The following is a 23,985-nucleotide window of genomic DNA, read 5'->3' on the forward strand; positions in this document are numbered from 1 at the left end:
TTTTTACATGAGGCATAAATTACTCTTTTCCTTTTTGTTGATGGCTTTTGCGATGTCATCATTTGCACAAACCACAGAATCTAAGTATAATGCTAAAGAAGCGTTCAATCCTCAGTTTTATCCTTACCCGGGTACTGAATTTAGAAGCGCCTCCGGTGAGCCGGGGCCAAAATACTGGCAAAACCGCGCCGATTATAAAATCAGTTGTGCTATTGATACCAGTAAACACCTGGTTTCCGGAAGCGAAGAATTGACTTACACGAATAACAGCCCAGACAATTTAAAATTTTTGTGGCTACAATTAGATCAAAATATTTATCGTGAAGATTCGCGCGGATCTGCTACAACAACTGCTGCTGGCGGACGCTGGGCCAATACCGGTTTTACAGATGGCGCTGTAATTAAATCTGTATCTGTAGAAATAAATGGGAAAAAATACACACCAAAATATACCATTACTGATACGCGCTTGCAAGTGTGGTTACAGGATGGGCTAAAGAATGCAGGCAAAGCAAAACTTAATATTGAATGGTCCTTCACAGTTCCGGTTTATGGCACTGACCGTATGGGTCGTTTGCAAACTAAAAATGGTTGGGTGTATGAAATCGCACAATGGTTTCCTCGCATGTGTGTGTACGACGATCTGCAAGGTTGGAACGTGTTGCCTTATGTAGGCCAGGGCGAGTTTTATCTTGAATATGGCGATATTGATTTTTCAGTAACAGCTCCTTCAGATATGATTGTTGTTGGTTCTGGTGAATTATTGAATCCTACGGAATGCCTTTCTGCTACAGAAGCAAAAAGATATGCCGAAGCAAAGAACAGCGAAAAAACGGTTACGATACGTAGCGAAGAAGAAGTAAATAAAAAAATTAAAACTACAAAAGCCACCAACACCTGGAAGTTCAAAATTCAAAACACACGTGATGTTGCCTGGGCTGCATCAAAAGCATTTGTGTTTGACGGTGCTAAAATAAATTTACCAAGTGGCAAAAAATGTATGGCGCTAAGTGCGTATCCTATTGAGTCTATTGGCAATGATGGATGGGAGCGCAGTACTGAATTTACGAAAGCTTCTATCGAACACTACTCGAAAAAATGGTTTGAGTTTCCTTATCCGGCAGCAACAAACGTAGCGGGCATTGTTGGCGGTATGGAGTATCCGGGTATTGTATTTTGCGGTTACAAGGCGAAGGGTCGCGGCCTGTGGGGCGTGACCGATCACGAGTTTGGACATTCATGGTTTCCAATGATAGTAGGCAGTAACGAAAGAAAATATGCCTGGATGGACGAAGGTTTTAACACGTTCATCAACGACTTTTCTACTGAAGCATTTAATAATGGAGAGTTCTTTAAGCCTGAATCTGGCGATGCCGGCAAAGCATCTTTTTCGGAAAGAATTGATGGATTGTACACGGTACCCGATGCGGTACAACAAAGAAGCCTTGGCGTAACAGCTTATTATAAGCCATCTCAAATGCTGCATGCTTTGCGCGATAACGTGCTGGGTGCAGATCGTTTTGATGCTGCTTTCAGGGAGTATGTCAGCCGTTGGGCCTTCAAACATCCTTCGCCATGGGATTTCTTCCGCACTATGGAAAACGTAGGTGGTGAGGATCTTTCCTGGTTCTGGCGCGGATGGGTATTAAACACCTGGAAGATTGATCAGGCTGTAAAAGGAATAACTTACAAAGAAAATCTTCCGGCAAACGGTTCGGCTGTAACTATTGAAAATCTTGAACAGATGCCTATGCCGGTTACTGTTTTGGTTAAAGAAGCGAATGGTAAGGAAGAGCGTATAACCCTGCCTGTTGAAATATGGCAACGTGGAAATACTTACACCTTTACGCTTCCAACAACCAGCGAAATCAAAGAAGTTAAAATTGACCCTGATAATAAGTTGCCCGATTGGAACCGCGTTAACAACGTTTGGACGAAATAATGCTCCCGGCTGAAGAATATATGGCATCAGTCTTGCGTCGCACTCTTGTACTGTAGAATATAACTGATCATAAAGCCTCACAGATTAAATTTCTGTGAGGCTTTTTAATGAGCTACAAGCAGGTGTTGGGTCTTTTTATATCAACTATATCAGTTACATTAAATAAGTCAAATTTTTGTAGTAAAGCGTCAAATCCTTCTTTTAATTTAAAATCCATTTCTTCTTTATAAAGCGGGTATAAGCAATGAAAATGGATAGTTTTTTCTCTATTAATTTTTAATGTGTAAAATCTCCCTCCCAAGCTAAGGCTGGGCATTAAAATCATACATCCGAACGCTGTGTTTTCAGCAAAAGGCGCTGCTCCTTCTCCGTTTGGTATTGTATGTCCATATCCCAGCCACGTATTATATTCATGCGGAAAACGGGCAATTGTTTTTAACCAGCGTATGGGCCAATAATTCTTTTCATCCGTAATATTATCTTTATTAGTTTGATCATTCAGACCTTCCAATATCCAGTTTTCTGGAAGTAAAATGCATAATTCTGCATATCTGTATTCCTCCAAATCAAAGCCTGCAGGAACAGACATGGGTTTATCACTCATGCCGGAAGTAACAAGTGTTTGGAATGGGAATTGCTTTGACGGTTTTACCCAATGAACGTCTAGATGCACTAAATCAGAAACGATTTCATGAAAAACAACATCAATTTTCCCAACATGCTTTTCTATATGTTTGGAAATAGCTTCGATATTTTCCTCATCTCCAAAAGCCGGTGTAAAATTCTTAGATGATTTGTTATCATAGCGATGTACTAAATCATCCTCATCTGAATATTCCTGTTCTGTCATAAGTAGCAAAGGTTTTGTATCTAAATGTACTTTCTATTTTGCAAAAAGCATCAATATGCTTTTAAGTTTTTTCGATTTAGATTATGGAAAAAGCTGTGCAGCGTTTCTCAATAATAAATACACAGCTATGGCAAGCATAGATATAAACCCAACTGCAACCCGCCCGCAGCGCGGATTTTCGACCAGACGAAAAACAGCGGCTTTGCGAATTGACATGACACCAATGGTAGACCTTGGATTTTTACTAATCACATTTTTCATATTTACAGCCACGATGAATGAGCCAAAAGCAATGGATCTTTTCATGCCAAAAGACGATGGGTCTCCTACACCTACTTCTGAATCTGGCGCGCTTAGTATTATTGCCGATAAAGGCGGATCGATTTTTTATTATGAAGGCAAACCTTCGGCAGATGGCGGCAACTTTAAGAAAAGTTCATTAGCTGATATCAGGAAAAAGATCATAGATAAAAAAAGGAAGTTGTTGCCAAATATAGGACAGATGAGGCTTGCGAAGCAAAGGCCGTTGCTAACAAAACCGATATAGATGATTGCAGGCAAAAGAATCTTACCATTTTAATTAAGCCAACGATCAATGCAGATTACCAAACAATTGTGTCGTTATTAGATGAAATGACGATCAATCGGATCGCTCGATATGCACTTGTTGATCCTGACGAAATAGAACTGGCAGCATTGGAAAGCGTAAAATAAAAATTCAATTCATTTAAGGTTAAAAAAATAAATCCAAAAGGATAACGGGATTGGTATGCACGGCAAATAGCTGACAAATGGCAGATGACAGCGCTACCTGGTCTGACGGTCTCCGGCTGACCAACAATACATAAAATCTCAACAACAAATCTCAAATCACAAATTAAAAAATCATGGAAACAGCAAAAATTCTCACAGCAGATTTACTCGACATTGTATTTGATGGACGAAACAAAAGTTACGGCGCTTACGAACTACGGAGGCATTATCGGCAACGGATGACGAAGGCACTTTTAATTACAGCAGGCATTTGCATTACTATTGGTGGTGGAGCCTGGTTAAAAAGCACTTTTGCCAAAACGGTTGAAAGCGATGTATTAAGGATTATTCCTGATGTTACCATATCAAATGTTGAGCCCATTGAAGAAGAACTTCCCCCACCGCCACCACCGCCGCCAGCACCGAAAGTAGAAGTACCAAAAATTAAAACAATTGATTATACAACGCCCGTTTTAACTAACGAGCCAATCGTAGAGCCGCCACCTACGCAGACTGATCTTGTCGATACAAAAATCAGTAATATTACGCAGGATGGTATTGCAAACGCAAATATTGTAGTGCCTCCCGAATCGCTGGACGGAGACAGAGGTTTAATAACGTCATCAAGGCCTAAAGAAGACGATGATAAAACTTTTATAAAAGTAGAAATAGAAGCTTCATATATCGGCGACTGGAGACGTTTTCTGGAAAGAAATCTTTCCGGTGAGGTGGCCGTAGACAATGGTGCAGCGCCAGGGCTTTATACGGTTATTATAGAATTTATTGTTGATAAACAAGGAAACGTAAGTAACATTAAACCTCTTACTAATAAAGGATTTGGTATGGAACAAGAAGCCATGCGTGTTATCAAAAGATCAGGAAAATGGAAACCTGCTTTTCAAAATAGTCACGAGGTAAAAGCCTATCGAAAGCAACCCATAACTTTTCAGGTGGTAGAGCAATAAGATTAACATGGTTTGCTGTGCCGAAACAGTTTGCCACAAATGCACGAATATTTTTTCTTATTCGTGTATTCGTGGCATTATCACTTAAATTTGCAACACAAAAAAATTATTACATGACGTTGCATCGAGAAGGAAAAGGTTCCATAATAATAGCAGTGATTTTATTTCTGCTGATAAATTTTCTTACTTATAAATTTTTATACCCGTCTTATCCCATTATTTTTTATTTTTTGTTGATTGTTACTTTGGTGGTTTTAGGATTGGTCATTTCCTTTTTCAGGATACCCAACAGAAACTACACCATTAATCCAAGCGCAGTTGTTGCGCCATGCGACGGCAAAGTTGTGGTTATTGAAGAAGTGCAGGCCGATGAATATTTTAGTGACAGACGCATTCAGGTTTCTATTTTTATGAGTCCATTAAATGTGCATGTGAACAGAAATCCGGTGGCGGGCGAAGTGGTGTATAATCAATACCACAAAGGGAAATATTTAGTAGCCTGGCATCCTAAATCATCTACCGAAAATGAGCGCCACAGCAATGTTTATCGCGTAGGTGACAAGGAGGTATTAACCAAACAAATTGCGGGAGCGCTAGCTAAACGTATTGTAAATTATTTGTCTGTCGGTGATAAAGTGACCCAGGCTGGTGAAATGGGGTTCATTAAATTTGGTTCTCGTGTAGATTTATTGCTGCCTTTAAATGCAGACATAAAGGTAAAAATTGGCGATGTTGCTGTAGGCGGCATTACAGAAATTGCTCATTGGTAAAATTAAAAACAGAACAGATGAAACATATCTTATTCATTATTGCAATTGTCTTTTGTATTAATACCAATGCACAACATAGTTACGCAGGCCAGGTTGAAAAAACTGTATCTCAATTTGTAAAGGCTTTAGAAGATAGCGACCTGAAAGCATTAAACGGCATGGCGTCTCCCAAACTTACTTATGGCCATTCCAGCGGGAAAATAGAAAATAAGGAACAATTTTTACAGACATTTAAAACGGGCGCTTCCGATTTTGTAAAAATCAATATTACCGATCAAACAGTTGATATTACAGGTAATACAGCTATTATTCGTCACCTATTTGATGCGGATACTAATGATAACAATAAGCCCGGACACGTTACTTTAAAAGTAATGACCGTGTGGCAAAAGCAGGGAACTAAATGGATTTTATTGGCGCGTCAGGCAGTAAAGCCGCCTGTGCAATAAGTTTTTATCAGCGCTTGTAAATTCAACATTAAACATTTTCCGTTTCTACCAGTCTTTTCCTACGCTGCCGCCAAATGGCGTTTTTTTGTTCGCCACTTTGCTTTGCGTGTTTTTTTCTTTCTGTTCTAATCTGTCCAGTTGTTGTCTTGCCTGATCTTTATTTAATTTGGATTCTTGCGCTTGCTGAGGTTTATCTGAGCCACCGCCACTTTTCTTGAGTTCGGATAAAGCCTTTTGCAAATTTTCTCTGGCTTTATTGTCTTTTGGATTTAGACGTAATGCTGCCTTATAAGCCTCAATACTTTCTTCTACTTTGGTCTGATTGCTATAAACAACACCTGTATTATAATAAGCTCCCGATTTTAAAACCGAACTTGCTGTTTTAGACGCGTTTATTTGTTGATAAACCTTTGTTGCTTCCTCAAATTTTTTTGCTTAAACAAGGCGGTTCCTTTGTTTATCAGCGCGGTGTATTTCAAGGGTTCGTTTGTTACTTTATCATAGCTGGAAATGGCTTCGGCCAGTTGACCTTTTTAAAAAACTCATTTCCTTCTTTGATATAACTTTCCTGGTTTTGAGCCAATGAAAGCTTCGCAATAAATAAAAACAATATGAATAGTAAATTCTTTCGCATTATATTTTATTGAACCGGCTAATGAACATAACTCATCTTTGTTGTGTCACTCCCTTGTACTGATGAATATATGGCATCCTATTCATTCTCTGTTGCTTAGACCTCCGAGGTTTTTAAAACCTCGGAGGTCTTGAAAACTGTCATCTGTCAACGCTCAACTTTCCACTTTTCTTTCTTCTTCCTTCAGGCAATAATTGTTCCCAAATTAATAATACAAGCATGATACCTACAAAAATCCAGAAGTAGTAAGAGAAGCTCATCAGGCTCGTGTCGCCGGTAACTTTTTTATCTATTTGAGAAAGGTTGGCCGTTATTTGCTTTACTGCATCATCGCTGTTCTCCAAATGAACATATATGCCTTTTGTGTTATTTGCTATCTGCTTTAGCTCTTGTTCATTTAATTTAGAAATAATTTCCACGCCTGTTTCTTCATCTATTTTGTGCCCTTTTGTAGAATCGTCTGGTATAAAACTTCCTGCTGGAGAACCAATGCCAACAGTATTCACCATCAATCCACGCTGTGCTAATTCTTTCGATAGATCAAGACTTTCTTCATCATGATCTTCCCCGTCGGAAATGAGAACCACGGCTCTGTATTTTGTATCACGCTCGCCAAAAGCATTGAGGCTTTCCTGCAACGCATCGCTTATTACTGTTCCTTTCATGGGCACCGCATCCGGCGAAGCTTCGCTTACAAACATCTGCGCAGCGCCATGATCAGAACTGAGCGGCATTTGTACATAAGCTTTCCCCGCAAAAAGAATAAGCCCCACGCGGCTTTCGGGCAACGCGTCCATCAACTTGCTGATAAGTTGTTTCGCCCGTTCTAAACGATTCGGTTCAATATCTTCGGCCAGCATACTTCTGCTCACATCCAACGCAAAAACCACATCAATGCCTTCGCGTGTAATACCATCGCTGCCGCCGGGCTTTCGTAAATTCATTACTGCTAAAACACCCATGATGAAAGCGATACAAATCAAAACAAACTTTAGTGTAAAACGCCGGGGACTATAACGGTGCAACATAGCCTTTACTAATGACGGAGTTCCTATCTTTTTAACAACACGCCTCTTCCATTTTTTAATGCCGATGAAGAGCAATAAAAAAATGATAACGGCCAGTAAAAGCCAGATAAAAAAACTGTATTGGAATTGAAAGTTGTTCATAAATTATAGGTTTATAGTCCATCGACCATTGTCCATTGACTATCGACTCTTCCTACATCCTTCCTTCAAAAAAACCATATTCTTTTAAAATGTCTTTCAGCATTTTTAACCGTACTGTTGACATGTCAAAATCCGGATCAGGAGATTCTACATTTAAAACGAAAAAATAGGGATGTTTATTTTCCTCTATCCACCCAACAATCCATCCCAATGCATGGCCTTTTTCTGTTTGCGCCCAACCTGTTTTATAAGATAATTTGTAGTTGGAATTATCTTCGAACAGCATAGCATATGCTTTACTTTTTGCTGATACACTTTGAAAAAGGAAGCTCATCAAAATATAATTGTTTTACAACGCCAAGGTTTTGATCTGGAGTTATTTTTAAGGAATTATCGAGCCAGAAAGTGTCGATAGTTGATATTTTATAATTCTTTTTATCTTTTCCTGCGCCGTATTGAAGAGAATCAAGCCAAAACTGCATCGTATCTTTTCCTATTCGGCGAGCTACTTCCTGATAATAGGGAACTGCCGATGCGCGAAACGCCTGGTACATGTTCAGGTCTTTATTCCATGCTTCAATTGGGCGTTTAACACCATCCCAGGCAATTACCATGCTATCGCTGGAGATTTTCCCGGTTTGCAAGCCAATAAGTGAATTAACGATTTTAAATGTAGATGCAGGTAAAAAAGCACTGTCGCGATACCTTTTCAGGTTGTAAACAGTAAATACACCCGTGCCGTTATTATAGAGTGCAAAGCAGCCATTCAGTTTATTTTCATCGAAATATTTTTTAGGAACGTCGTCTTCCTTTACGTCGTTCTGCATACAGGATGTAAAGCCGGCAATTACAATCATAATTGCAAAGAACTTTAAGAGCCTGATGCTCTTTTTCTGCTGATAAGAATTACTGCTGTTGAAGAGTGCGACGCAAGATTGCCCAATAGTAGTACTGCTGTTGGGTTCATAATTATTTTTTTACTAAGCATAAGTTTTGCAAAAATAAGTGTAGCAATGTTTAGGAAGGTTTTTTAGCATTTTTTAACTACTAAATGGCATACGTATTGTTATATACTTATATGTAATTGGTTGTGAAAAATATTATTAACACATATGACAGCTTGAATGATTATCGCTTGATAGTTGATTTGCCAGCGTCGGTTAAAAGGAAAATCGCTGATATTAAAGTTGAGTTTGATGCTGATTATAAAGGGTTAGTAATACCTGGTGGAGATCCTTTTGTTTATTTGGCATCCTTTGCACAAACTGAATCAAAAGAGGATTCGGTGGTTGATATTTTAAATAAGATTGCGCTGGGATTTATGCCCTTTAAAATGCATTTGAAAAATTTTGGACACATTGAAAGCGGGGAGATATTTATAGAAGTTGAAGAACAAGCCGCATTGAAAATGCTTATCGGACAGATAAAAGATAATCTTTCCTATGTTCAGGACGCACGCTTTAATCCACATCCGCGCATCACCCTTGCAAAAAGGTTGCTGCCATTCCAGGTTTCAAAAAGCTGGAAAGTGTATGAACGAAAATCGTTTTCAGCCACATATATAGCCAATGAAATGTTGCTGCTGAAAAGGATGGAAGGATTTAGCAGTTGGCAAATACTCAGAAGAATGGAATTTCAGAATATGCTGATCAGTGTGTGAAAAATTATACTTTGATATAAATTCTTTTTTATCCAGCCACCAGCAAATAGCCCACATAAAAACAATGATCGTTAGGGCGTAGGCCAGTGAGCCTAGCCGTGGGTCGCCAGGAATATGTATGAATACATTTTTATAAAGCCCGTTCCAAAAATTGACTCCATCATCCGAAGTAAACAAAGCTGCTGTTTTCGGCAGAAAAGCACTCAAGGCAAAAATGAATAATGGGTTCTTGCCAAATACTTCAAAAAAGCTGGTTGGAAAGCCTCGATAATTTTTTACTTCTATTAAATAGATCATCGTTGCTAAAGTAATAACAGCAAGTCCAATAGTATAAATGGTATAGGAGCTGGTCCATATTTTTTATTGATAGGAAAAACCATGTCCCAGCAAAGGCCGGTGATAAGTAAAGTGATTCCTGTAATAAACAACCCGGTAAGCATTTTGTAAATAGCGTTTGGTTCAACTAAAACAGCGTTGTTTTTAATATAAGTTCCGATGAAAAAACCCAGCACAACTTCAACAATAGCCGGAATGGTGCTTAATAGGCCTTCGGGATCGAACGGAATACCTTCTCCTTTATACATGTGAGGAATGTGTAGAATCGCTTTATCAATATCAGTTCCAATCCAGCTATTGAGGCTAAAGGGATCAGCAGGATTTCCTAAAACACAAATAACCCAGTAAAGTAAAAGAAATAAAAGGGAAAAAAGCCAGGCGGCTTTTGGTTTTAGATAATACACAATAACCGATGCGAAAAAGTAACAGACAGCAATACGCTGTAGCACACCAAAAATACGCACACCCTTTTCGGGATTATGTTGATTTACCCATCCAATAAATTCAAGGCTTCCTTCATGCCATCGCATAAATGGATACCAGTTTAAAAAAGCCCTATGCCAAAAATGAGCAATGTTCTTTTTAATATTTTTTTCCAAAAAACGGAGTCTCCGGCTTCTTTTAATTTCGGAATTACAAATGCCATTGCGTTTCCCACAGCAAAAAGAAAAAAGGGGAAAACGAGGTCGGTTGGGGTTAATCCGTGCCAGGGCGCATGTTTTAAAGGGCCGTATATATGCGACCAGCTTCCCGGATTATTTACCAAAATCATGAGGCAAACGGTTGCACCTCTGAATATGTCTAAAGAGCGGTAACGTACTTTCATTCGTATACTTTTTAGTTTGCAGCTTCGCTGCGATTTTGGTCGAATGACGTCACATACATTTTTCTGTGTGAGAAATAATTTATCATGGACGTTTCATTTGTTTATTTTACTATTAAAGGACAGATTATAAATATACGCAAGATTCATTTTAATAAAATGAGGTTAAGGCTGCATAAATATGCACATTACAGGTGTCTTACTATTATATTTGCAACCTGTCCTGTATAAAAATTAGTTTAATATTATGCCTAACAAGACCATTCTTATTACCGGCGGTGCTGGATTTATCGGTTCCCATGTTGTCCGTTTGTTTGTGAATAAATATCCTGATTACAAGATAGTAAACCTGGATGCGCTTACGTATGCCGGCAATCTTGAAAATTTAAAAGATATTGAAGACAAGCCGAATTATACTTTTGAAAAAGTAAATATTGTAGATGCTGATGCTGTAAAGGCTGTGTTTGACAAACATAAGCCGGATGGAATTATACATCTGGCCGCTGAAAGCCACGTTGACCGGTCAATTACATCTCCTTTGGATTTTGTTTACACCAATGTGATAGGTACCGTAAATTTACTCAACGCTGCTAAAGAACAATGGAAGGATAATTTTGAAGGCAAAAGATTTCACCATGTTTCAACGGATGAGGTTTACGGTGCTTTAGGCGATACGGGTTTTTTTACTGAAGAGACAGCTTACGATCCACATTCGCCTTATTCCGCATCCAAAGCGTCGTCAGACCATTTTGTATATGCTTACGCTGATACTTATGGGTTGCCAATTGTGCTGACGAATTGTTCTAACAATTATGGTCCGAATCATTTTCCGGAAAAACTAATTCCGCTGATGATTCATAATATCATCAATCACAAGCCACTTCCCGTTTACGGTGATGGAAAATATACGCGCGACTGGCTGTACGTAATCGATCATGCGCGGGCGATCGATCTTGTTTTTCATGAAGGTAAAAATGCTGAAAAATATAATGTTGGCGGATTTAATGAATGGAAGAATATTGACCTGGTGCAATTGCTTTGCAAGCAAATGGATGAAAAACTGGGACGTGAAGCAGGCGAGAGCCAAAAGTTGATCACCTTTGTAAAAGACCGTCCGGGGCATGATTTAAGATACGCAATTGATGCTACAAAAATAAATAAAGAACTGGGCTGGTCACCATCAGTAACATTTGAAGAAGGCCTTTCCAAAACTATCGACTGGTTTTTGGAGAACAAGGAATGGCTCAACAATGTAACAAGCGGCGATTACCAGAAATATTATGAGGGACAATATGCGAATGAAGCAAATTAAAACGAATTAATGCGAAATGGCTTCCGAAATTATATATAAAGAAGAAAGTCATGCTATAATCGGGGCTTGTATGCGTGTTCATTCAGCATTAGGTGCTGGGTTTTTAGAATCGGTTTATGTAGAAGCTTTAGGAAAAGAACTTGAAAGTTCAGGCATCGTGTTTGAAAAAGAAAAGAAACTGCGGATACTTTTTGGAAATGTATGGTTGGATAAGTATTTTAAGATAGACTTTGTTTGTTATGAAGATATTTTACTTGAAATTAAAGCAGTTAGTTTCCTGATAAAAGACTTTGAAAGACAAGTGTTAAATTACCTGAAAGCATCAAACAAAAGGTTAGGACTATTGGTGAATTTTGGTGAAAAATCACTCGTTTATAAAAGAATCATTAACCCCAACATCCGCGACAACCATTCGCAATAATTCGTATTTCATTCGCAAAATTAGATTAAAAAAATGAAAGGCATTATTCTCGCCGGCGGTTCCGGCACACGATTGTATCCGATAACTAAGGCAATAAGTAAGCAGTTAATGCCTATTTATGATAAGCCAATGATCTATTATCCGTTGTCTGTTTTGATGATGGCAGGGATAAATGAAGTTTTGATTATTACTACGCCGGAAGATAACCCTAGTTTTAAAAGACTATTGGGCGATGGTTCGCGCATTGGCTGCAGGTTCGAATACGCGGTTCAGGAAGTACCCAACGGATTAGCACAGGCTTTTGTAATTGGCGCTGAATTTATAGGCAATGATAAAGTGGCATTGATACTGGGCGATAATATTTTTTACGGGACTGGTTTAGGCACTCAGCTAAAAAAGCTCACAGATGTTGAAGGTGGATATGTTTTTGCTTACCGGGTTAGCGATCCGGAAAGATATGGAGTAGTAGAGTTTGACGAAAATATGAAAGCGATATCGATTGAGGAGAAACCTGAACAACCTAAATCTAATTATGCTGTACCCGGCTTGTACTTTTATGATAATGGTGTAGTGGATATAGCAAGGCAATTAGAACCCTCTGCCCGTGGCGAATATGAGATCACGGACATTAATAAAATATACTTAAAAGAAGAAAAACTTCATGTGTCTGTACTTGACAGAGGAACTGCCTGGTTGGATACCGGCACGTTCGATTCTTTGACAGATGCGGCAGAGTTTGTTCGTGTGATTGAAAAAAGACAAGGCACTAAAATTGGCTGCATTGAAGAGATTGCCTGGCGCAACGGATTTATTACTAAAGATCAGTTGGGTGTGTTGGGTGACGAACTTATCAAGAGCGGTTATGGAGAATACCTAAAAAAGCTGTAATTATAGTGGCTGACCATTATGTACATCCTACGTCAATTGTAGATGAAGGCGCAGAAATTGGCCTCGACACCAAAATCTGGCATTTTTGCCATGTCATGGGCACTGCTGTGATTGGCCAGGCTTGCATTTTGGGACAAAATGTTTTTATCGGCGATAAGGTTGTTGTCGGTAATAAAGTTAAGATCCAAAATAATGTTTCATTATACGAAGGCGTCATTTGCGAAGATGAAGTATTTATTGGTCCATCGGCGGTTTTTACCAACGTAATTAATCCACGAAGCGCAGTAGATCGCAAACAGGAATTCAAACCTACTTTGATTAAAAAAGGAGCTACAATAGGTGCCAACGCTACAATTGTTTGCGGTGTTGAAATAGGCAAATACGCGTTTGTTGGCGCAGGCGCTGTTGTAACAAAAGATATTCCTGATTACACATTAATGGTGGGCAATCCGGCTAAGCAAATAGGCTGGGTTAATGAAATGGGAGAAAGGATATCATTCAATGAGTTTGGTAAATACAGCTGCCCCAAAACGAAGAAAGCATATATTCTGAAGGAAGGAATAGTCTCGGTAAAAAATATAGGCTGAGGTAGTATGTGATTTAATAGCCGCAGTATTTGACTAAATACTTTAAAATGTATCTGAATATATTTTTTTAGAATTACATTTGCGTACATTCAAACCAAAATAAATTGTAACCCTCCTGATGTTACTTGTAATTAAGTAGGCCTGGCAAATCTCTAAATCAAAATAAAAAATAAACAGATGAAAATTGCTGTAGTTGGTACTGGTTATGTAGGTTTAGTTACCGGAACCTGTTTTGCCGAAACAGGGAATATTGTTCACTGCGTTGATGTAAACAAAGAAAAAATTGCCAAATTAAAAAAGGCAAATGCCCTATTTATGAACCGGGTCTTGATGTTCTTTTGCAAAGAAATATCAAAGAAAAACGAATTGTTTTCAGTACTGATCTTAAAACAGCAGTAAAAAAATCTGATATTATATTTCTTGCCTTACCTACACCACCCGGTGAAAATGGTTCCGCCGATCTTAAATATATACTTCAGGTAGCAGCAGATCTGTCAGCTATTATTACAGAATACAAAGTAATCGTTAACAAAAGCACAGTTCCTGTTGGAACTGCTGAAAAGGTTGCCGAAGTATTGAGCAAAAAACTTTCGAATGACCTTTTTGATGTTGTATCAAATCCAGAATTTTTACGCGAAGGTATTGCGGTAGACGATTTTTTAAAACCAGATAGAGTTGTTATTGGTACATCTTCAGACCGTGCGCGCGATGCGATGAATGAGCTTTATCAGCCTTTTTTGCGTCAGGGGAACCCAATATATTTTATGGACGAGCGTAGCTCGGAAATGACTAAATATGTAGCTAATTCCTATTTGGCCATGCGTATTTCTTATATGAACGAAGTAGCGAATTTGTGTGAACTGACTGGTGCGAATGTTGATCTTGTAAGAATTGGTATTGGCAGCGACAGTCGCATTGGTAAGCGCTTTCTGTTTCCTGGAATAGGTTACGGAGGAAGCTGTTTCCCTAAAGATGTACTTGCGCTGCATCATACATCCAAACAAAGCAAGTACGATTTTAAATTGCTGGATACTGTGATGAAGGTGAATAAGAATCAAAAAACAATTCTGTTCAAGAAAATCAAAAAATATTATAAGAATCAACTCAAGGGCAAAAAATTTGCAATGTGGGGACTGGCATTTAAACCGGAAACGGACGATATTCGCGATGCTCCCGCTCTCGACCTTATACAAGAGTTACTTGATGCAGGCGCTAAAGTAACTGTGTTTGATCCGGAGGCTATGCAAAACGTGAAAAGTATATTCGGTGACAAAATTAATTACGCGAAAGATCAATATTTTGGATTAAAAGATGCAGATGCTTTGCTAATAGTAACGGAGTGGAGCGAGTTTAGAAATCCTGATTTTGAGCGTATGGTAAAGGATCTGAAAAATAAAGTCGTGTTTGATGGCAGAAATGTGTACAGCCTTGAAAAAATGGAAGAGCTTGGATTTTATTATAATAGCATTGGACGGAAAATAATTGCTAATTAGCCATTGTGATGATGCCCGCCCGGATGAACCCGGTTCGGACGGGTGATAATGGTTTAAAGTTTCAGGTTACAGTTATTGGAGATTGATTGTTGAAAACTGAACATTGATTATTTTCAAGTACTGTTAATCTTATAATCCAATAAAATCCTGGTTCAGACAATGGCGAAGAATATATAGGTTGAGTTATATTTTACAGTTGAAGCGAGCGTGGCAAGGAAGATGAGTTCTATTCATGAGCCCGGACAATAAAATTAAAATAGTAAGGATGAAAAAAAGAGTATTAGTAACAGGTGCTGCTGGTTTTTTAGGATCACACTTGTGCGACAGGTTCATAAAAGAAGGTTATCATGTAATAGCGATGGATAATCTGATCACCGGCGACCTTAAAAATCTGGAACATTTGTTTCCTAATCCGGAGTTTGAGTTTTACCATCATGATGTTACCAAATACATTCATGTTCCGGGTAACCTTGATTATATTCTACACTTTGCTTCTCCTGCAAGCCCAATCGATTATTTAAAGATTCCTATTCAAACCCTTAAAGTAGGAGCGATGGGAACTCACAATTGTTTGGGACTGGCGAAGGCAAAAGGAGCAAGAATCTTAGTTGCTTCCACCAGCGAGGTTTACGGAGATCCATTAGTACATCCTCAAACAGAAGAATACTGGGGTAATGTAAATCCTGTTGGCCCGCGCGGCGTGTATGATGAGGCAAAGCGCTACATGGAGTCGATTACAATGGCTTATCACACTTTTCATAAAGTAGAAACGAGGATTATACGCATTTTCAATACTTACGGACCGCGCATGAGACTTAACGACGGACGTGCATTGCCGGCATTCATTGGACAAGCATTGCGTGGCGAGAATATAACGGTTTTTGGAGACGGCTCGCAAACGCGCAGTTTTTGTTATGTAAATGATTTGGTTGATGGTATTTATCGTTTATTGTTAAGTGATTATGTACATCCGGTAAATATTGGCAACCCCGATGAAATATCTTTAAAGGATTTTGCAGAAGAGGTGTTGGCTTTAACCGGCAATACCGTAAAGATCGTTTACAAGCCTTTACCTGTTGATGACCCAAAGCAACGCAAGCCAGATATAACAAAAGCCAGGGCAATTCTGAACTGGGAACCTACAGTAAACAGGTCAGAAGGTCTTGCAGAAACCTACAACTATTTTAAGTCCCTCCCTCCAGAGGAGTGGTTTAAGCAGCCAAAGGAGTTTGCGTCTTCGAAATAAGTTTTATTTTTGATGCGTAAGAACTGTTTATGTTTGGATTATTTAATAAAAAGAAAAACGGGGTTCATTTGATTGCAGCGTTTTGAAAACGGACATGCACTCGCATTTACTGCCAGGCATTGATGACGGAGCTTCCGACATGGAAACATCTATGGAGTTGATCGAAGGACTTAAGAACCAAGGCTATTCCAAACTTATTACCACTCCTCACATATTATGGGATATTTATAAAAACACACCTGAAATTATCCATTCAAAGCTTGATGATGTTCGTGAAGAATTAAACAAAAGAAGTATCGATATAGAAATACATGCTGCCGCTGAATATTTTTTAGATGATCATCTTTCCGAACTTTTGCAAAAAAAGGAACCGCTGCTTACCGTAAAAGATAATATGGTTTTGGTGGAATTTTCTGTCATGCACATGTCAATGAATATGAAGGAGATATTATTTGATGTTCAGATGGCGGGGTACCAGCCTATTTTAGCGCATCCAGAACGATATACTTATTTATATAAGCAGTATGATGTGCTTCACGATCTTAAGGATAATGGCTGTATGTTCCAGCTAAATCTCTTATCTGCAACCGGAGGATATGGCAAAACAGTTTCAGAAATGGCCAATTATTTTGTAAAACATGATTTTTACGATTTTATTGGTACGGACATGCATCATACTGGTCATTTGGCGCGTCTAAAAACAATTAATGTCAGCCAGGAGGTAAAAACACTTGTCAATAGCGGCAGAATTGTTAACAATCAACTGTAGTATTGTCATATTTTCTCATTCGGTAAAATTTTTGTAATATTTCCTGGCAGCAAGGTTAAATTGATAGTTAAATATTAATTTTGACCACATTTCTTCACAAGAAAATATTAGGGCAGCATGGAAAAAGAAAAAGAGTTTAGCGATTTACTGGTTGACAATGCAGGATTTTTAAAGCCATTTGCAGTTAATCTGACAAAGAACAACGAAACGGCTAACGACCTTTACCAGGAAACCCTATACAAGGCATTAGCCAACAAAGAGAAATACAATTCAGGTACCAATATTAAAGCGTGGTTGTTTACCATCATGCGTAATATTTTTATTAATGATTATCGCCGTAACGCTAAGCGCAGAACGGTTTTCGACAATACACCTGAAGATTACCTGATCAATTTACGCCAGGTATCAGTAGCAAATTCAGCTGAAAGTAGTTTAAGGCAAAAAGAAATAGAAGCCGCTGTGGATGCGCTTCCTGAAACTTTTAAAGTGCCTTTTAAATTATATTTTGAAGGCTACAAATACCAGGAAATTTCAGAATACCTGAATGAACCACTTGGTACCATCAAAAGCCGCATACACTTTGCGCGCAAATTGCTGAAAGAACAGATCAACCGGTATTAAAAATATTATCCCGCTAAAAAAGCGGGATTTTTTATGTGACCAGCTGTAGTGCAACTATCATCTTTGTTGCGTCGCACTCTTCCTTTGTGGTGCATATCCCATCGCTTCACCATTTTTTCTAATATCCATTTTTAATTTAGGTATTCCTTACTTTTTGTCTTTCACGCTACTCCCTATTTTTGCTTTTGTAAATAGCGCATCATAAATCATAAATCAGAAATACTATCCAGTCCTATTGCCTATTTAAAAGGTGTAGGTCCGCAACGCGCCGAACTCTTACAAAAAGAGTTGGGTGTTTTTACGTTTAACGATCTGCTGAATCATTTCCCTTTTCGGCATGTTGACAAAACCAAAATCACACCCATTGCCGATGTAAGTCCGGCTGAGGAATATATACAGTTTGTGGGTATTTTGGAACCCTTTCAAATAATAGGAGAAAGGCGTGGCCGTCGCTTGATTGCTCAATTACGGGATAAGACCGGAACAGTGGAGCTGGTTTGGTTTAGCGCCATTAACATGATTCAAAAAATGTTGCAGCCCGGACAAGCGTATATTGTTTATGGTAAACTTTCCTGGTTTTTGAGCAAACCACAGATTGTACATCCCGAAATGGAAACATGGGCCCCCGAAAAGCTCGAAGGAAAAACGAATCTGGAACCTGTTTATGCATCAACAGAAAAACTGAAAGCAAAAAATTTAGGAGGCAGGCAGATTGGGAAACTTACCAAAATATTATTGCCACATATAAGGCAACAGGATATTCCGGAAAACTTCCCTCAAAAAATGCTGGGCGATTTAAAATTGATGTCGCGCTTTGAAGCCTACCAGCAAATACATTTTCCGCAAACCCAACAACATTATGAAGCCGCCTTACGCCGTTTAAAATTTGAAGAAATTTTTCTGGCTCAAATGCGCATGAACCTGTTGAGATCGCAGCGGCACAGGTTTTCCAAGGGTGTGTTGTTTGATGTTGTAGGAGATTATTTCAATACTTTTTATAATCAGTATTTACCTTTTGAATTAACCGGCGCCCAAAAGCGTGTGCTTAAGGAAATCAGGAACGATACAGCCCGAGGCCGTCAAATGAACCGCTTGTTACAAGGTGATGTTGGTAGCGGAAAAACTATAGTGGCATTGCTTTGTATGCTTTTAGCTGCAGATAATGGTTATCAGTCTGTATTAATGGCGCCTACCGAAATTTTGGCCCGGCAACATTTTCAAGGTATTTCTCAACTTTTAAAAGAGATGGATATTGGAGTGGCTTTGCTAACCGGGTCCGTCAAAGGAAAAGAACGGAAACTCATTTTGCATGGAGTGTCCGAAGGTTCTATCCGCTTGTTGATTGGAACACATGCCGTTATTGAAGATGCTGTTAAGTTTGAAAATCTCGGTCTTGTAATTGTTGATGAGCAACACCGGTTTGGTGTAGCCCAACGAGCCCGGCTTTGGGAAAAGAACGAAACCCCGCCGCATGTACTTGTTATGACGGCAACACCCATTCCCCGAACACTTGCAATGACTGCTTATGGCGATTTAGATTATAGTGTGATCGATGAATTGCCACCTGGCCGGCAACCTATACAAACCGTTCATCGCTTTGATAATGACCGCAGCAATGTGATGGATTTTATAAAATCGGAAATAGCTTTGGGAAGACAGGTCTATGTCATTTTCCCACTAATTGAAGAAAGCGATAAGCTTGATTACGAAAACCTGATGCGTGGTTATGATGAGATTAAAACCTATTTTCCTGAACCTCAGTATTGGATCAGCATGGTGCATGGCAAACAGCCCGCCGCGCAAAAGGAATTGAATATGCAGCGTTTTGTAGAACACGATACACAAATAATGGTTTCTACAACTGTAATAGAAGTGGGCGTAAATGTGCCTAACGCATCGGTGATGGTAATAGAAAGCGCTGAAAAGTTCGGCCTTTCTCAATTGCATCAGTTGAGAGGCAGGGTAGGGCGCGGTGCTGAAAAAAGCTATTGCATTTTACTTACAGGCAAAAAATTAGGGAACGTTGCGAGGGAACGAATGAAAATAATGACTTCCACTAATAATGGATTTGTCATTGCTGAAAAAGACCTGGAACTGCGCGGGCCCGGCGATATTGAAGGAACCCGTCAAAGCGGAGTTCTTAATTTTAAACTCGCCAATATTGTAAACGACCGGGCAATGGTAGATGTAGCAAAGAAAGTAACAGAAGAGATCTTGACAGATGATCCTGAATTAACTAAGCCGGAAAACGAAGCGCTGAAAACATTTCTTCAGTCGCAAAAAGGAAAAACGGTTTGGAGTAAAATTTCGTGAAAACCTGATCTGACCATCTCGGTCTGACCATTCAACACGCAAACGAGTAAAAATCTTTGTAAAAGTTGAATGTTTGGCATAAATTTAAATACCTTAACTATTGTTAAGCCATTTAAATTCAATTTAAAAAAATCGATTTATGAAACTATCTGAATTAAAGCCCGGCGACTGGATTATGCTAAATGATAACGGGGTAGAAAGGGAGGGAACTGTTTTACGTGTAAGCAATGAAGACCATAAAGTATGTGTGAATAATGGCGTGCAGGAATTTTGGTATGAATTGGAATATATCAAACCGCTGCCTTTGTCGGAAGAACAACTCTTAAACCTCGGTTTTGAAAAGCTGGAATCAGATGCAGGAGGGGTGAAATATGGTAAACGTGCTTTCAGGGTTCATGTTCCTTCCGAAACCGATTTCTCGAAAGTGGAAGCCTGGTACAGAGAGGATAACCGCTTTTTTGATCATCCCATAAACGTTCATCATCTTCAAAATATTCATCTTGATATGACCAAAATGCCATTGGAAGCGTAGAGGAAGTAAAGTTGCCAAGTTCAAGGTTAATTAATTAAAATGGAATTCCTTGTCAACCAGTCAACTTTTAAACTCAAAACCGATTTGGACAAAATTCCAAATCGGTTTTTTTTATTAACATAATCTTCCTATCTTTGCACCCCTAAAATTTTTATGGCTAAACAACCTTTAATAAAGCAAGACGGAGTTATTTTGGAAGCCTTGTCCAACGCAATGTTCAAGGTGAAATTGGATAATGGCCATGAGATTTTAGCAACTATTTCAGGGAAAATGAGGATGCACTACATCCGTATTTTACCTGGCGATAAAGTTGGTTTGGAAATGTCGCCTTACGATTTAAGCCGCGGGCGCATCAATTTTAGGTATAAACATTAAGCGTCAAATCTTAAAAACAAAAAAGATGAGAGTAAGAGCATCAATAAAAAAGCGCAGCGCGGATTGCAAAATTGTACGCCGTAAAGGAAAACTGTACATTATCAACAAAAAAATCCCCGCTATAAGCAGCGCCAGGGATAATTGAAATTTAGAATTTAAAATTTAGAATTTAAAATTAAAATATGGCTCGTATTGCCGGTGTTGACTTACCAAAAAATAAAAGGGGCGAAATAGGTTTGACCTATATCTACGGAATTGGCCCTTCTACGGCTAAATATATTCTGGATAAGAATAGCATTGACCGTAACAAAAAAGTAAATGATTGGAACGATGACGATCTTAACGCTATTCGTTTAACTATTACTGAAGAGTTAAAGGTAGAAGGACAACTGCGTAGCGAAACTCAAATGAACATCAAACGTTTATTAGACATCGCTTGCTACCGTGGTCTTCGTCACAGAAAAGGTTTACCAGTTCGTGGTCAGCGTACTAAAACAAACAGTCGCACACGTAAAGGAAAACGTAAAACTGTTGCCGGTAAGAAAAAAGCAGCTAAGAAATAGGCTTCGTCAGGCTCAGCCTGACATTTTTTGTGTCATGTTGAGCTTGTCGAAACATTATAGCACCAGTTTATCAAACTCAGTCCGGATGCCAGGTGCAGGTGGAGGATAGGTTTGGGGTTCTGCCACAGGCAGAATTTATTATTTAATTTAAAGATTACCTCAGTTTTCTCATGGCAAAAGCACAATTAAGCGCAAAAGCAGCCGCAAAAAAAGGATCGTAAAAGTTGACTCCTACGGCGATGCGCACATTTCAGCAACTTTCAACAACATTATTATCAGCCTTACCAACAAAACAGGCCAGGTTATTTCCTGGAGCAGCGCTGGTAAAATGGGCTTCCGTGGTTCTAAAAAGAACACACCTTATGCCGCTCAAATGGCTGCAGCTGATGCAGCAAAAGTTGCTACTGACGCAGGTTTGAAAAGAGTAGATGTTTACGTAAAAGGTCCAGGTTCTGGTAGAGAAGGCGCTATTCGCTCTTTATCTCAGAACGGTATCGAAATCGTAACTATTAAAGATGTTACTCCGCTTCCGCACAACGGATGCCGCCCTCCTAAGAAGAGAAGAGTTTAATAACAGTCTGGAAGTCGGAAAGACAGAAAGTCGGCAAGTACTTGCTACCGGTCTTTCTGACTTCTCTGACTTTCGGTCTCATACATATTTTGAGCCATTTCGGTTTCATTTTTAAAAAGGGTACGCAATTCATTTTTTCCAAAGCTTTTTACTGATTGTTGTACCGGTTTCAAAAAAGCTTAAATGAAAGTATAATTATGGCACGTTACAATGGTCCAAAGACCAAGATCTCCCGTATTTTCGGAGAGCCTATTTTAGGTAATGGTAAATGGTTGGGTAAGAACAGTAACCCTCCTGGTCAACACGGTGAAAAACGCAAACGTAAAACTTTAGGTGAATACGCTTTGCAGTTGCGCGAAAAACAAAAAGCTAAATACACTTATGGTGTTTTAGAGAAACAATTCCGCAAAACTTACGAAGAAGCTAACCGTCGTAAAGGTGTAACCGGTGATAACCTTATCAAATTACTTGAATCTCGTTTAGACAACACAGTTTTTCGCATGGGTATTGCACCCAGCCGCCCTGCTGCACGCCAGTTGGTGAGCCACAAGCACATTGAAGTAAATGGTGAAGTAGTAAACATCCCAAGCTATTTATTGAAAGCCGGAGATGTAATTACTATTAAAGAAAACAGCAAAGGACGTACTTCAATTACAAGTGTTGTGACTGCGAAAAATCCTAAATTCTCTTGGGTTGATTTTAACGAGACAACTTTTACAGGTACTTTCATTACTTATCCTGAAAGGGAAAGTGTTCCTGAAAACATTAACATGCAGTTGATTGTAGAGTTGTATAACAAGTAATTGAGGGTGAGTTGACAGTGTACTGTTGACAGTTGACAGCGTTCGTTTTTCTGTCATCCGTCATCTTTTAACTGTCATCTTTCTTAACCTCATTCACCATTCACTTATAAAAATAAAATATGGCAATTTTAAATTTTCAACAGCCGGATAAAATCATCTTACAAAAAGCATCTGATTTTGAAGCTCAGTTTGAATTTGCACCTTTGGAGCCGGGTTACGGTGTTACCATTGGTAATGCACTTCGCAGGGTTTTATTGAGCTCTTTGGAAGGTTACGCTATTTCGGCTATTAAAATAGATGGTGTTGACCACGAATTTGCAACCATTAAAGGTATCAGCGAAGATCTGGTTGAGATCATCCTTAATTTAAAGCAGGTTCGCTTTAAGAAAACTGTTGAGCATGAAGTGGCAAATGAAAAAATTTCATTGTCAGTAAAAAATCAAACAGAGTTTACTGCCGGTATGATCGCCGATGGTACACAGTCTTTCCAGATCATGAACCCTGAATTGCTTATCTGCACTTTGGATTCATCTGCTAAGCTGGATATTGAACTAACTATTGGCAAAGGCCGTGGTTATGTGCCTGCAGAAGAGAATGCAGTAAAAGATGCGCCAGTTGGTTTAGTTCCAATTGATGCTATTTATACTCCTATTAAGAACGTAAAATACAGTATTGAAAATACTCGTGTGGAGCAACGTACTGACTATGAAAAATTAGTTATGGAAGTTGTTACAGATGGTACCATCCATCCTGAAGATGCAGTAAAACAAGCAAGCCGCATCCTTATTCAGCACCTGATGATCATTACTGATGAGAATATTACTTTCGATAATAAAGAAGAAAAGAAAGAAGATCTGGTTGATGAGAATACATTACAATTGCGTAAAGTATTGAAAACGCCATTAGAAGATCTTGACCTTTCTGTACGTGCCTTCAACTGTTTAAAAGCTGCTAAAATTAATTCTTTAAGCGAGCTGGTACAGTATGAGCAGGAAGACCTGATGAAGTTTAGAAACTTCGGTCAGAAATCACTTTCTGAAATTGAGCAGGTATTGAATGAAAGAGGCCTTGGTTTTGGTATGGATCTTCAGAAATTAGGTATCGATAAAGACGATTATTAATTTTTTTAATTAGCTAATT

28 protein-coding genes and 2 pseudogenes are annotated in these 23,985 nt (G+C 38.9%); 22 read left to right on the top strand and 8 right to left on the bottom strand.

The window, feature by feature from the left end; genetic code table 11:
- The first annotated feature begins 7 nt into the window (after positions 1–7).
- Positions 8–1,942, top strand: coding sequence for a M1 family metallopeptidase (locus tag MKP09_RS00515; protein ID WP_240825497.1), 1,935 nt, complete (start codon positions 8–10; stop codon positions 1,940–1,942).
- Between the two features lie 112 nt (positions 1,943–2,054).
- On the opposite strand, the gene MKP09_RS00520 is transcribed toward MKP09_RS00515, so the two are convergent.
- Complete coding sequence (locus tag MKP09_RS00520; RefSeq protein WP_240825499.1) at positions 2,055–2,792, bottom strand: suppressor of fused domain protein; 738 nt, start codon at positions 2,790–2,792, stop codon at positions 2,055–2,057.
- Positions 2,793–2,847: 55 nt separating this feature from the next.
- On the opposite strand from MKP09_RS00520, the gene MKP09_RS00525 reads away from it, so the two are divergent.
- The 4 genes from MKP09_RS00525 (at position 2,848) to MKP09_RS00540 (ending at position 5,729) form a co-directional block, all read left to right on the top strand.
- Positions 2,848–3,339: an ExbD/TolR family protein gene (locus tag MKP09_RS00525; RefSeq protein ID WP_240825501.1), complete on the top strand. Its 492-nt coding sequence runs from the start codon at positions 2,848–2,850 to the stop codon at positions 3,337–3,339.
- Between the two features lie 340 nt (positions 3,340–3,679).
- Complete coding sequence (locus MKP09_RS00530) at positions 3,680–4,510, top strand: energy transducer TonB (protein WP_240825528.1); 831 nt, start codon at positions 3,680–3,682, stop codon at positions 4,508–4,510.
- Positions 4,511–4,623: 113 nt separating this feature from the next.
- The gene (locus MKP09_RS00535; protein WP_240825536.1) at positions 4,624–5,280 is read left to right on the top strand and encodes a phosphatidylserine decarboxylase family protein; all 657 of its coding nucleotides are present in this window, start codon (positions 4,624–4,626) and stop codon (positions 5,278–5,280) included.
- Positions 5,281–5,297: 17 nt separating this feature from the next.
- The gene (locus MKP09_RS00540; RefSeq protein WP_240825538.1) at positions 5,298–5,729 is read left to right on the top strand and encodes a nuclear transport factor 2 family protein; all 432 of its coding nucleotides are present in this window, start codon (positions 5,298–5,300) and stop codon (positions 5,727–5,729) included.
- Positions 5,730–5,774: 45 nt separating this feature from the next.
- On the opposite strand, the gene MKP09_RS00545 is transcribed toward MKP09_RS00540, so the two are convergent.
- The 5 genes and pseudogenes from MKP09_RS00545 to MKP09_RS00555 all read right to left on the bottom strand — a co-directional run bounded on the left by MKP09_RS00545 (position 5,775) and on the right by MKP09_RS00555 (position 8,389).
- Complete coding sequence (locus MKP09_RS00545) at positions 5,775–5,969, bottom strand: hypothetical protein (protein ID WP_240825539.1); 195 nt, start codon at positions 5,967–5,969, stop codon at positions 5,775–5,777.
- A 63-nt stretch (positions 5,970–6,032) separates the two neighbouring features.
- Positions 6,033–6,125: pseudogene (locus MKP09_RS27735) on the bottom strand (tetratricopeptide repeat protein); the annotation flags it as partial.
- A gap of 378 nt (positions 6,126–6,503) precedes the next feature.
- Positions 6,504–7,532: a VWA domain-containing protein gene (locus MKP09_RS00550; RefSeq protein WP_240825540.1), complete on the bottom strand. Its 1,029-nt coding sequence runs from the start codon at positions 7,530–7,532 to the stop codon at positions 6,504–6,506.
- 52 nt (positions 7,533–7,584) lie between these two features.
- Positions 7,585–7,818: a penicillin-binding transpeptidase domain-containing protein gene (locus tag MKP09_RS25090; RefSeq protein ID WP_262915048.1), complete on the bottom strand. Its 234-nt coding sequence runs from the start codon at positions 7,816–7,818 to the stop codon at positions 7,585–7,587.
- Positions 7,819–7,828: 10 nt separating this feature from the next.
- Positions 7,829–8,389: a penicillin-binding transpeptidase domain-containing protein gene (locus MKP09_RS00555; protein WP_262915049.1), complete on the bottom strand. Its 561-nt coding sequence runs from the start codon at positions 8,387–8,389 to the stop codon at positions 7,829–7,831.
- Positions 8,390–8,622: 233 nt separating this feature from the next.
- Here MKP09_RS00555 and MKP09_RS00560 point away from each other — a divergent pair, with 233 nt between their 5' ends.
- Positions 8,623–9,192 (top strand): 2'-5' RNA ligase family protein, encoded by a 570-nt coding sequence (locus MKP09_RS00560; protein WP_240825542.1) that lies wholly within the window; start codon positions 8,623–8,625, stop codon positions 9,190–9,192.
- Between the two features lie 302 nt (positions 9,193–9,494).
- On the opposite strand, the gene MKP09_RS00565 is transcribed toward MKP09_RS00560, so the two are convergent.
- Positions 9,495–10,058, bottom strand: coding sequence for a hypothetical protein (locus MKP09_RS00565; RefSeq protein ID WP_240825544.1), 564 nt, complete (start codon positions 10,056–10,058; stop codon positions 9,495–9,497).
- 14 nt (positions 10,059–10,072) lie between these two features.
- Entirely contained in the window at positions 10,073–10,354 is a 282-nt protein-coding gene (locus tag MKP09_RS00570; RefSeq protein ID WP_240825546.1) for a DUF5009 domain-containing protein, read from the bottom strand.
- Positions 10,355–10,598: 244 nt separating this feature from the next.
- Here MKP09_RS00570 and rfbB point away from each other — a divergent pair, with 244 nt between their 5' ends.
- The 16 genes and pseudogenes from rfbB (at position 10,599) to MKP09_RS00650 (ending at position 23,966) form a co-directional block, all read left to right on the top strand.
- Positions 10,599–11,663 carry a dTDP-glucose 4,6-dehydratase gene (rfbB, locus tag MKP09_RS00575; RefSeq protein WP_240825548.1) on the top strand — a complete coding sequence of 355 codons (1,065 nt, stop codon included), beginning with the start codon at positions 10,599–10,601 and terminating at the stop codon, positions 11,661–11,663.
- Between the two features lie 16 nt (positions 11,664–11,679).
- Entirely contained in the window at positions 11,680–12,084 is a 405-nt protein-coding gene (locus MKP09_RS00580; RefSeq protein ID WP_240825550.1) for a GxxExxY protein, read from the top strand.
- Between the two features lie 33 nt (positions 12,085–12,117).
- Positions 12,118–12,972 carry a glucose-1-phosphate thymidylyltransferase RfbA gene (gene rfbA, locus MKP09_RS00585; RefSeq protein WP_240825563.1) on the top strand — a complete coding sequence of 285 codons (855 nt, stop codon included), beginning with the start codon at positions 12,118–12,120 and terminating at the stop codon, positions 12,970–12,972.
- A 5-nt stretch (positions 12,973–12,977) separates the two neighbouring features.
- On the top strand, positions 12,978–13,559 hold the full coding sequence (locus MKP09_RS00590) for an acyltransferase (protein WP_240825565.1): 582 nt from the start codon (positions 12,978–12,980) through the stop codon (positions 13,557–13,559).
- A gap of 177 nt (positions 13,560–13,736) precedes the next feature.
- Positions 13,737–15,052 (top strand): annotated as a pseudogene (locus MKP09_RS00595) (UDP-glucose dehydrogenase family protein).
- A 265-nt stretch (positions 15,053–15,317) separates the two neighbouring features.
- Positions 15,318–16,298 (top strand): UDP-glucuronic acid decarboxylase family protein, encoded by a 981-nt coding sequence (locus MKP09_RS00600; RefSeq protein ID WP_240825567.1) that lies wholly within the window; start codon positions 15,318–15,320, stop codon positions 16,296–16,298.
- Positions 16,299–16,392: 94 nt separating this feature from the next.
- On the top strand, positions 16,393–17,067 hold the full coding sequence (locus tag MKP09_RS00605; RefSeq protein WP_240825569.1) for a tyrosine-protein phosphatase: 675 nt from the start codon (positions 16,393–16,395) through the stop codon (positions 17,065–17,067).
- 117 nt (positions 17,068–17,184) lie between these two features.
- The gene (locus tag MKP09_RS00610; protein ID WP_240825570.1) at positions 17,185–17,688 is read left to right on the top strand and encodes an RNA polymerase sigma factor; all 504 of its coding nucleotides are present in this window, start codon (positions 17,185–17,187) and stop codon (positions 17,686–17,688) included.
- A gap of 219 nt (positions 17,689–17,907) precedes the next feature.
- A complete protein-coding gene (gene recG / locus MKP09_RS00615; protein ID WP_317235222.1) occupies positions 17,908–20,001 on the top strand; it encodes an ATP-dependent DNA helicase RecG in 2,094 nt (697 codons plus the stop codon).
- A 139-nt stretch (positions 20,002–20,140) separates the two neighbouring features.
- Positions 20,141–20,533: a hypothetical protein gene (locus MKP09_RS00620; RefSeq protein WP_240825572.1), complete on the top strand. Its 393-nt coding sequence runs from the start codon at positions 20,141–20,143 to the stop codon at positions 20,531–20,533.
- A 153-nt stretch (positions 20,534–20,686) separates the two neighbouring features.
- Positions 20,687–20,908 carry a translation initiation factor IF-1 gene (infA, locus tag MKP09_RS00625; RefSeq protein WP_240825575.1) on the top strand — a complete coding sequence of 74 codons (222 nt, stop codon included), beginning with the start codon at positions 20,687–20,689 and terminating at the stop codon, positions 20,906–20,908.
- 25 nt (positions 20,909–20,933) lie between these two features.
- A complete protein-coding gene (gene rpmJ / locus MKP09_RS00630) occupies positions 20,934–21,053 on the top strand; it encodes a 50S ribosomal protein L36 (RefSeq protein WP_449586404.1) in 120 nt (39 codons plus the stop codon).
- Positions 21,054–21,090: 37 nt separating this feature from the next.
- Entirely contained in the window at positions 21,091–21,471 is a 381-nt protein-coding gene (rpsM, locus tag MKP09_RS00635) for a 30S ribosomal protein S13 (RefSeq protein ID WP_240825591.1), read from the top strand.
- 268 nt (positions 21,472–21,739) lie between these two features.
- Complete coding sequence (gene rpsK / locus MKP09_RS00640) at positions 21,740–22,042, top strand: 30S ribosomal protein S11 (RefSeq protein ID WP_449586705.1); 303 nt, start codon at positions 21,740–21,742, stop codon at positions 22,040–22,042.
- Positions 22,043–22,239: 197 nt separating this feature from the next.
- Complete coding sequence (gene rpsD / locus MKP09_RS00645) at positions 22,240–22,845, top strand: 30S ribosomal protein S4 (RefSeq protein WP_240825606.1); 606 nt, start codon at positions 22,240–22,242, stop codon at positions 22,843–22,845.
- A gap of 119 nt (positions 22,846–22,964) precedes the next feature.
- Positions 22,965–23,966: a DNA-directed RNA polymerase subunit alpha gene (locus MKP09_RS00650; protein ID WP_240825608.1), complete on the top strand. Its 1,002-nt coding sequence runs from the start codon at positions 22,965–22,967 to the stop codon at positions 23,964–23,966.
- The last annotated feature ends 19 nt before the right edge of the window (positions 23,967–23,985 follow it).

It is taken from the genome of Paraniabella ginsengisoli, from assembly GCF_022513635.1.
Taxonomy (GTDB): Bacteria; Bacteroidota; Bacteroidia; order Chitinophagales; family Chitinophagaceae; genus Niabella; species Niabella ginsengisoli.